This is a genomic window from Streptomyces sp. A2-16 (assembly GCF_018128905.1).
Classification (GTDB): Bacteria; Actinomycetota; Actinomycetes; order Streptomycetales; family Streptomycetaceae; genus Streptomyces.
Genome location: NZ_CP063808.1, coordinates 1118858 through 1128261, shown reverse-complemented (window position 1 = coordinate 1128261; position 9404 = coordinate 1118858). Strand labels below are relative to the sequence as shown.

The window sequence follows — 9404 nt, the reverse complement described above, 5'->3', positions numbered from 1 at the left end:
CGGGCCCCCTGGGGGAAGGGGAGCCCGGCGGCCGTTCGTCAGGGGAGGCGGCGACGGGCGTACGGCTTGGGTGTCGTCGACTCCCCCGGGCTCACTTGTTGTTGCCGAGTTCGCCGTCGGCGCCCTCGACGGCGCCGGAGACGGTCGAGCCGGCGACCTGGGCCGCGGCCACGGCCGCGAGGACCGCGATACCGACAGGGCCGCCCATCGCGGCGGCTTCCTTGCCCGCGCCCTTCGCGACCTCGCCCCCACCGCGCGAACCGGATGAACCGTTGGCGCCGTCCGACCCACTGGAACCGGATGAACCGTTGGCACCGTCCGAGCCGCTGGAACCGGATGAACCACCGGACCCGGACGAGCCGCTGGCACCGCCGCTGCCGCTGCTGCTCGCTCCGCTCGGGCCCGCCTGTCCGCCACCGCCGGACCCGCCGCTCATGGCGCCGACCTGCACGGCACCGGTCGCCAGTTGGCTGCCCGCCTGGCCCGTGGCGGCCATCGGGTTGCCCGTGCCCATGGCCGCGGCGGCGGGCACGATGAGTTTCAGCAGCGCGGGCAGCGCGATGGCGGAGAGGAGCATCACGCCGATACCGGCGATGCGGGTGTTGACGCTGGCGCCCGTGTTGCTGTTCTGGCCCACGGTGATCATCGACATGCCGGCGTTCAGCACGAGAGCGACCGCGGGCTTGTAGAGCAGCCAGGAGATCATCCAGCCGATGTGCTTGCGCCACCAGCCGGCGCCCCAGTCCGTCATCGAGGCCGCGGCGGCGATCGGGAGGGTGCCGAGCATGATGATCATGACGCCGAGCCGGATGTACATGAGGATCGTGTGGAGGATGCCCGCGAGCAGCAGCAGGAAGGCGAGGACCAGCAGCAGGAAGGACTGGATGTTGCTGTTGTCGCCGCAGGCGCCGATGTTGTCCAGCGCTTTCTGCACGGAGTCGCCGAACAGGTAGGTGGAGTAGTTGTCCGCGATCCTCGCGGCGGCCAGGCAGATGGTGGTGGCGGCGCCCGAGACGAGGACGACGCGCATGATGCCCTTGAGCGCGGTGACGCCCGCGGTGCCCCTGCGCTCGATCGCCATCTTGCCGGCCGCGAACAACAGCGAACCGACGGCCAGATAAACCACGATCCACGATGTCTTGTCGCTGAGGTCGTGCGAGGTGGTCGTGTCGTCCAGGGTCGGAACGCTCTCGGCCAGCCCCGCGAACACCGCGATCGCGGCGGCGAGGATGCTCTTGGCGATCAGACCGATGACCGTCCCGACGGGGTCGCCGAGAAAGCTGAAGAAACCGGTGACCGCGTCGGCGAGCGGATTCCCGTTGCTGCAGGCCGCCACGTCAAACCCCCCAAAGCGTGTAGCCGACCGCGCTCTGCTCGGAGGCCAACTGCGAGTACAGTCCGCCGCTTCCGTCGGGCTGGATCTTCCAGTCGCCACCGCTCCAGCGCACCTCGACGCTGGTCCTGGCATAGCCCTGCGCGCTCTTGATCAACAGTCCGACGCTCGCCGCCGTGCCGGTGTACGAGGTCACCTGGAACCCGGCGTACGACGAGGTGGCCGGGGCGCTGTTCGTACCGTCCGTGTCCGGCACGCCGGTGCGCTGGAACACGAACAGTTCGCGTCCCTGCCCGGCGACGACCTGCTGGTCGGTGACGGTGCGCCACTGGGATCCGCTCATCTGGGTGGGGATCACGGTGGCGGCCAGCGCGGCGCCCATGGGTGTGTGCGCGAAGCACCACCACACGGCACCCTGGATTCTGGTCGGCCCCGCCGAGGCGGAGACCGGTACCCGCCCGACGTCGAGCGCGCGCCAGCTGATGTCCTTGGGTACGGATGTGGGGATCGCGTCGCCCGCGCTGTCGTCGGTACGGCAGCCGGCGGGGCGGCCGTCCTTCCTGGTGGAGGTACCGGAGAGCGGGCCGTTGGACGCCGACGACCTGACACGGTCGCCGCCGGTGTCCGAGCCGGACGTCAGCGCGGTGACCCCGCCCAGTACGACGACCAGCCCGAGGAACCCCGCCGATGCCTGCCAGCTGCGCTGCTTCCAGTACGGCCCGGCCTCCTCGGACCGCCGTTCTCCGCGCCGGAACAGACCAACTGCCCGTCCCATCAGAAGACGAACTTGACGAGCGGGCCGGCCGTGGCCACCAGGACACAGCCGCCGAGCACCATGCCGAGGCGGCTCATGTGCTCCGAGCTCTCACCCCGCTTGACGGATATGGCCATCATCGCGCCGGTGACCAGCACGCCGCAGACGCCGGCCGCGGTGCCGGCCCAGGCGAGGATGCCGAGGACGAGGTCGACCTTGTTGGTCAGTTCGGCGGGGGCGTTGCCCTTCGGCTGGGGAACTCCCGCGGCGAGGACGTTGGTGGCTTCGAGCAGTGCGGACATGGGGATTCTCCGAGGAGTCGGCGCCCGGCCTGAGCGGTGGGCGTGAGGGTGAACTTGCGTTACTGGAAGGCGTGTTGGCCTTAAGGGCCTTGAAGGGTCAGGTCGCCGAGGAACAGGACGAGCGGACCGGCCGTGGTGGCGATCACGCAGGCGAGGACGACGTAGAAGACACCGCGGAAGTGCTCGCCGCCCTCGCCCGGGTCGCCGCGGCGCAGCTGGAGCGCCATCTGCATGCCGACGATGATCAGCCCGGCGACGCCGCAGGCCGAGGCGCCCCAGCAGAGGACGTTGAGGATCATCTGGCCGTCGCCGCCCGGATCCCAGGCGGCCAAGTTCTGTGCGCCGGAAAGGAGTTGGCTCACGACACGGCTCCCTCGCCGTAGAGCTCGCCGCCCACCAGCTTGGAGAGCGTGACGAGTTGCCTGGGTACGTACTTCGGGTGGTCGCCGGTGCGCCACGCCGGGATCCACGGCACGCGGTGCACGCGGGCGACGGAACGCAGGACCCGGATCCGGCGCAGCAGACTGAGCGGCAGCCGTCCGGGGGCGTCGGCGAGGAGGACCACGGCCAGCAGTTCGAGCCCCTGCGGGGCCTTGCCGTCCTTGAGCGCGCCGAGCGCCTGGGAGACGGCCCGCAGTCCGGCCGCGCTGGTCCGGCCGACCAGCACGATCCGGTACGGCTCGCCGCGGGCGGGCTCCGGCCAGCGGGCACCCAGGTCCACTCCGCCGAGGGCCTCGACCAGCGAGGTCGCGCCGGACCCGCCGTGCGCCTTGACCCATCCGACGTCCTCCCGCGACCTGCCCCGCGCTGCCGTCCTGGGCCGCTTCGGCCGGCCCCGGCCGGCCTCCGCCGCGCGGGCCGGAGGGGCCTTGCGCGCGGGGGCGGCGGGACGGGGAGCGGCCTGCCGCGGGGCGGGCGCCGTGGTCCGAGGGGCGGCGGCCGGCGACAGGTCGGGGGCCGCGGGCCGGAGGGCGACAGGCGCCGCGGGCCGCGGCGCGGGCTGTGCCACGGCCTGCGCCCGAGGTGCCGGCGCCGCCTGCCGCACGGGTGCCGACGGCAGCCCTCCGCCGAAGCCGTGCTGCGGGGAGTACACCGACTGACCGACAGGGTCCTGGTGTCCGGCCGGTGCGGGAGGTCCGACGGGTGCGGGCGCGGGACCGTCCGTCGCCGGGGGTGCCGGCGGCGCCGACTGTGTGGACTTCGGTCCCCTCACCCATGACTGCGGGCCCGGCGGTGTCGCCGAAGGAGTGCCCATGATGTTCTTCCCGCCTCCCTCTTCGCTGCTCGTACTTCCGCTGCTCTGACTCATCCGGTTTTCCACTGGTTTGAACTTTTTGGCTGTGCGGCCCGTTTCGATCCACCGGGGCCGTCGGACGACACAACGGGCCATGCGGCCACAGCGGTTCAAGCCGAGATGAGAGAAGGCGGTTCAGAGATGGGTGCGGGAGAGAGCGAGGAGGGCGGCAGCTCGAAGGCCGTCATGTACGGGATGGCCGGCGCCGGCGCGGGCGGCTGCATGCTGATCCCGCTCTCCATAGCGGGCGCCGTGCCGCTCATCATCATCTTCGGCGGCTTCGGTGTCCTGCTGGCCCCGCTCATCGCGCTGATCCTGCTCTTCGGAGGAGGCGGCGGCAGCGCCGACAACTACAGCAGCGACAACGACACCGCGAACCGGATGCTGACCGTCCTCCAGGGCGACGGCAAGGGCGAGTTGGACACCTCCACCGTCCCCGAGGACCTGGTGGACCCCATCCAGAAGGCCGGCAAGCTGTGCGACGCCATCGGCCCGATCGTCATCGCCTCCCAGGTGGAGAAGGCGTCCGGCTTCAACGCGACCCTGGTCGGCCCCAGGGGCGAGGTGGGCATCTCGCAGCTGCCGCCGGACGTTTTCAAGCAGTACGGCAAGGACGACGACGACAACGGCAAGACGCAGGCGACGGACAACGCGGACTCGATCATGGCCCAGGGCCGCTACATGTGCGACCTGGCCGACCAGGGCCAGAAGTTGCTCGACGACGGCACGATCGTGAAGTCCACCGACGAGAACGGCACCACCACCAACAGCGTCCTGGACCTCGCTCTGACCGGCTACGCCATCGGGATGGACGCCGTGAAGACGGCCAAGGGAGTCCCGCAGTCGAACGACGCCCTGAGCTACGTCCTGTCCATCCGCGCCCAGTTCGCCAAGTACCAGGGCATCGCCGCCCCGCCCACGGGCGCCACCCCCGGCGTCACCCCCAGCTTCACCGACACCGCCGAACCCGCCGCATGAGGAGGACAGCCATGGACCACTTCGAGGTGTACATCTGCGACGAGGGCCTCGCCGAGATCGACGGCGACCCGCTCGTCCCCGCGCCGGGCCAGTCCGTGCACGAGGCCGTGCTGGACCAGTTGCAGCGCCACGCGGAGGAGCGCGACGCCGCCGTCGAGGCGACGGTCGAGAACGGTCCCGGCGCCGCCCACTTCGTCCTCCAGGTGCTGCCCGACGGCTCCAGCCACATCCTCGGGTACGACGCCGAGGAAGCACCGGAACCCGAACCGCAGCCGACATCCCGGCCGGAACCCGAGCCGGCCTTCGAGCCGTCCCCCGACGTCGCTCCCCCGTCCTCCACCACCCCCGGCGCCACCTCGGTGGCCGCCTCCGCCATCGCCACCGCGGTCGCCCGTGCCCGCGCCACGGCCGCCGCCCGTACCGCCGCGCAGGAACCCGCCCCCGCCGTCGACCTGCCGCCCGCCGAACTCGCCGAACAGATCGGCCGTATCAACGCGTTGGCGACCACCGGCCGACTCGACGAGGCGTTCGCCGACGCGACCGCACTGCGCGAGAGCCTGACCGGATCGGTGGGCGCCGAGCATCCGCACGCGGTGGAGGCGCGGGCTCTGGAGGCGTACCTCGCGCACCTGCGCGGCGACTACCGCGAGGCCGTCGTGCTGGCACTGGCCGTGGCCCGGATCCGGTGCCGGGCCGGGGACGAGCGGGCGCCGACGGAGGTGACCCGGGCGGCGGCGTCCTGGCAGCGGCTCGACGACGAACGGGCCTCCGTCGTCCATGGACGCGAGCTGCTGCACATGTGGGGCATGTTGAACCGTCGCGGTCCGCTGCCCCCCGGCCACACCGAACTCGCCCAACTGGTCCACAGGCACGTGGGAGCGCTGGAGGAGGTGTACGCCTGAATCCCGCGGGCCACCCCGCGCACTCCCTCCGCGCACCACCCCTGACCGGCCCGTCAATCGGCTCGTACAACGAGCGTCAAACGGACGTGGAACGTCCCTCGGAACACTCCATTCCCCCAGGAGACCCCGCTCCGGCCCGCGATCGGCCGGGGCAGGTCGACCCAAGGAGCAGGAGTAATCCATGAACGTGACGGCCATCGGATCGGCGAGCGCGGTCTCTCCCGAGGAACGGGCGCTGCGCGACCTCTACCTGGAGCACGGGCCGGCCCTCTACTCGTACGTACTGCGCATGCTGGACGGGGACACGCACCGCGCGGAGGACGTCCTCCAGGAGACACTGCTGCGCTGCTGGAACAGCCGGAACCTGACCGATGACGAGGGAATGGCCGTACGCCCGTGGATGTTCCGGGTCGCTCGCAACCTCGTCATCGACGCGCACCGGACCCGGATGGCGCGACCGTTGGAGATCAGCGGCACCAGCTGGCTGGGCGACATGTGCGCCGAGGTCGACGACATCGAACAGATGCTGTCGTCCCTGGTGCTGCACAAGGCCCTGCAGAAGCTCACGCCGGCACACCGTGAGGTGCTCCTGGCGACGTTCTTCGCGGACCGCACCACCCAGCAGGCCGCGGACGAACTCGGGATTCCGCGGGGCACCGTGAAGTCCCGCGTGTACTACGCGCTGCGCAGCCTTCGCCTCGCCCTGCGGGAACAGGGGATCGCGGTGCAAGAGGTGTGGGAGGAGGAGACCGACGTGGCTTGCTGACCGATGGGCAGGGCCTGTGAAGACGTCAGTGACCGGCCGCCGCGTCCGGCTCGTCGGCGTCCAGGCCGCGCAGGTCCACGCGCACGTCCTCGGCGTCGGCGTGGCCCATCTCCTCCAGCAGCGCGAGTGCCGAGCCCAGCGCCTCGCGGGCCGCGTCCCGGTCGCCGATGGCACGGCGGGCGGCGCCGAGGTGGCGCAGGACCTCGGATTCGAGAAAGCGGTCGCCGATCCCGCGGAAGAGCCGCGCCGACACCTCGAAGTGCTCGATGGCCGTTTCGTGCCGACCGAGGTGGTGATAGGCGTAACCGATGGTGTCCTGCGTCGCCGCCGCGCCGTAGGGGTCGCCCATCTCCTCGTAGAGGAGGAGGCCTTCCCGACCGCAGTCGAGTGCCTTGTCGTGGTCGCCGATCAGGATGTACGTCCACGCGACCTGGTTGAGCACCCCCGCTTCGCCGTTGAGGTCGCCCTCGGCCCGGAACAGCGCGCGTGCCTGTGCGTAGTGGTCGAGGGCGGCGAGGCGCCGGTCCGTCCGGTTGGCCAGGTAGGCGAGGCCACGATGGACACGGGCTTGACCGAACGGGTCGTCGGTGTCCCGGAACAGGTCCAGCGCACGTTCGAAGTACCGCAACGAGGCCTTCGCGTGGTCGAGCTGGGAGTGGGCCACGCCCAGCCCGCACAGGGAGTACGCCTGGCCTTTGGGATCGCCGAGCTTCTGAGCCGCTCCCAGCGCCACGCTGTTGATCTCCAGGAGGTCGTGCCAGAAGCCGAGCCGGTTGAAGTAGACGTCCAGGGCGGCGGCGGTGCGCCAGGCGTGTCGGTCGTAGCCGTGGGCGGCGGCGTGTTCGACGATCGCGCGCAGCACGTACCGCTCCGTGCGCAGCCAGGCGGTCGCCTGTGCCCGGTCGTTGAACCCAAGGGGCTCGCTGCCCGTTGTGCTCGGCAGCAAGGCGATGGTCTCGCGGAACGGATCGAGGACCGAGGAGGCGTTGTGGGCGGTGTGCAGGAAGTGGTCGTGCATCCTCAGCAGCGCCGCGCCGCGGGCGCTCTCACTGTCCTCGGTCTCGGCGAGTTCGCCGGCGTAGGCGCGCAGCAGGTCGTGGAAGACGAACCGGCCGGGGGCGCGTTCGATGAGCAGGCTCGCCCCGGTGAGCTCGGTCAGCAGAGCGCGGACCTCACGTGGTGGTGCACCGGTCAGCGCGGTGGCCGCGGCGGTGGTGATGTCGGGACCGGGATGCAGGGCGAGGCGGCGGAAGAGCCCGGCCGCCCCGGGCGACAGCGCCTGGTACGACCAGGAGAACACGGCACGGGCATCGCTACCGACGACGTCGCCGACGAACGCGTCGAGGCTGCCGTGGTCGTGCCGGAGCTCCTCGGCGATGGCGGCGAGCCGGAAGTGTGGATGGTGGGCGGCGCGGGCCGCCACGATGGCCAGGGCCAGCGGCAGCCGGGCGCAGAGATCGGCGATGGCGGCGACGGCCTCCGGTTCGGCGTCGACGCGGGCGCTGCCGAGCCGCCGGGTCAGCAACTCGAACGCTTCCTCGGTGCTCAACACGCCCAGCGTGATCGGATGTGCGCCGTGCCCGGCGACCAGGCCGCTGAGCCGGCTGCGGCTGGTGACGATCACGAGGCTGCCGGGTGTGCCGGGCAGCAGCGGCCGTACCTGCTCGGTGTCACGGGCGTTGTCCAGCACGATCAGGACGCGCCGGCCGGCGAGGACGCTGCGGTAGAGGGCGGCCTGCGCGTCGAGTCCCTCGGGGACGGCCTGCGGAGCCACACCGAGCGCGACGAGGAACATCTCGATCGCGGAGCCGGGAAGCATCCGGGAGCCGTGCGGGTCGTAGCCGCGGAGGTTGACGTAGAGACTGCCGTCGGGGAAGCGGTGGGCGATCCGGTGGGCCCAGTGCACGGCGAGAGTGGTCTTGCCCGTCCCGGCCATTCCGTCGACGACGCCGATGACCGCGCTGCCGGGCGGACCATCACCCTCGGGCAACAGGGTTGCGACATGGTCGAGTTCGGCGCGACGACCGGTGAACAGGGTCAGGTCGGCGGGAAGTTGGGCAGGGCCTATGGCCCCGGTCCGGCGGGCCGCTGACGAAGCGTCCGGTTCCTCGTGAGGCCCCGCACCGGGACTGTCCGGGGCATGGGTGCCGTCGGCCGGTGCGTGGAGCTTCGGCTGGGCGAGCGCGAGGTCACCGGCCAGAAGTCGTGCGTGTACGGCACGTAAGGACGGGCCCGGCTCGATGCCCAGCTCGTCGACCAGGGTGCGGCGCGTCCTGGCGTAGGCCTCCATCGCTTCGGCCTGCCGCCCGCACCGGTACAGGGCGGTCAGCAACAGCTCGCTCACGGCCTCACGCAGCGGATGCGCGTCGCGCAGCGCCAGCAGTTCCGGCACCACCGCCTCGTGCCGACCCAGCTCCAGTTCCATGGACAGCCGCAACTCCAAGGCGCCCAGCCGCCGTTCGGCCAGATCGGTCCGCGCGGCTTCGGCGAGGGGGCCGGGTACTCCGGCCAGCGCCGTACCCTCCCCGGTGGCCAGGACGGTACGCAGCAAACGGACCGCGCCGGGTCCGTCGCCGACCGCCCGGCGGCGCTCGGCCCGCGCCACCGCCTCCTCGAACTCGGCCAGGTCGCTGGAGACCCTGTCGGTCCGCAAGGCGTATCCGTCTCCGATGAGGACCAGCAGCGCGGACGGCTGTCCCGGTGTCCGCTCGGGCTCAAGCAGCCTGCGCAGGCGGGAGATGTAGGTGCGCACCATCGCGACGGCGCCCTGAGGCGGCTTTGCGCCCCAGATCCCGTCCACGAGATCGGGCACGGCGACCGCCCGCCCCCGGCTCAGCAGCAGGGCCGCGAGCACGGCACGCTGCTGAGGGGAGCCGAGTGCCAGTTCAGCAGCGCCCCGCCAGGCACGCAGCGGGCCGAGCAGCGAGAACCGGAGGGTCTCTGATCCACTTTCCTCCACGGTCCAGGACAGTAGCCGCCGATATGCCGAACGTCAGATCGAAAGGGTGATTCCGGCCAGGTGCCACGAGGAGGCCGCGGCGTCCGTAGCGACCTCCGACTGGTGGTCCGGGACAG

9 protein-coding genes are annotated in these 9404 nt (G+C 71.5%); 3 read left to right on the top strand and 6 right to left on the bottom strand.

Annotation, left to right across the window (positions count from 1 at the left end; translation table 11 throughout):
- Positions 1-91: 91 nt before the first annotated feature.
- The 5 genes from IOD14_RS05340 to IOD14_RS05320 all read right to left on the bottom strand — a co-directional run bounded on the left by IOD14_RS05340 (position 92) and on the right by IOD14_RS05320 (position 3398).
- Positions 92-1336: a hypothetical protein gene (locus tag IOD14_RS05340; RefSeq protein WP_212669767.1), complete on the bottom strand. Its 1245-nt coding sequence runs from the start codon at positions 1334-1336 to the stop codon at positions 92-94.
- Position 1337: 1 nt separating this feature from the next.
- Complete coding sequence (locus IOD14_RS05335) at positions 1338-2108, bottom strand: hypothetical protein (RefSeq protein ID WP_123991261.1); 771 nt, start codon at positions 2106-2108, stop codon at positions 1338-1340.
- A complete protein-coding gene (locus IOD14_RS05330; protein WP_123991260.1) occupies positions 2108-2389 on the bottom strand; it encodes a hypothetical protein in 282 nt (93 codons plus the stop codon). Before IOD14_RS05330 ends, IOD14_RS05335 begins: the two co-directional genes overlap by 1 nt.
- 80 nt (positions 2390-2469) lie before the next feature.
- Positions 2470-2751 (bottom strand): hypothetical protein, encoded by a 282-nt coding sequence (locus tag IOD14_RS05325; protein WP_123991259.1) that lies wholly within the window; start codon positions 2749-2751, stop codon positions 2470-2472.
- Positions 2748-3398, bottom strand: a complete 651-nt coding sequence (locus IOD14_RS05320; protein ID WP_249125838.1) for a hypothetical protein — start codon at positions 3396-3398, stop codon at positions 2748-2750. Before IOD14_RS05320 ends, IOD14_RS05325 begins: the two co-directional genes overlap by 4 nt.
- 426 nt (positions 3399-3824) lie before the next feature.
- On the opposite strand from IOD14_RS05320, the gene IOD14_RS05315 reads away from it, so the two are divergent.
- From IOD14_RS05315 to IOD14_RS05305, 3 genes are all read left to right on the top strand, one after another.
- Positions 3825-4661 carry a lytic transglycosylase domain-containing protein gene (locus tag IOD14_RS05315; protein ID WP_123991257.1) on the top strand — a complete coding sequence of 279 codons (837 nt, stop codon included), beginning with the start codon at positions 3825-3827 and terminating at the stop codon, positions 4659-4661.
- An 11-nt stretch (positions 4662-4672) separates the two neighbouring features.
- A complete protein-coding gene (locus tag IOD14_RS05310; RefSeq protein WP_160160166.1) occupies positions 4673-5563 on the top strand; it encodes a hypothetical protein in 891 nt (296 codons plus the stop codon).
- Between the two features lie 181 nt (positions 5564-5744).
- Complete coding sequence (locus IOD14_RS05305; RefSeq protein WP_212669766.1) at positions 5745-6329, top strand: sigma-70 family RNA polymerase sigma factor; 585 nt, start codon at positions 5745-5747, stop codon at positions 6327-6329.
- A gap of 25 nt (positions 6330-6354) precedes the next feature.
- On the opposite strand, the gene IOD14_RS05300 is transcribed toward IOD14_RS05305, so the two are convergent.
- Positions 6355-9288, bottom strand: coding sequence for a BTAD domain-containing putative transcriptional regulator (locus IOD14_RS05300; protein WP_212669765.1), 2934 nt, complete (start codon positions 9286-9288; stop codon positions 6355-6357).
- Between the last annotated feature and the right edge of the window lie 116 nt (positions 9289-9404).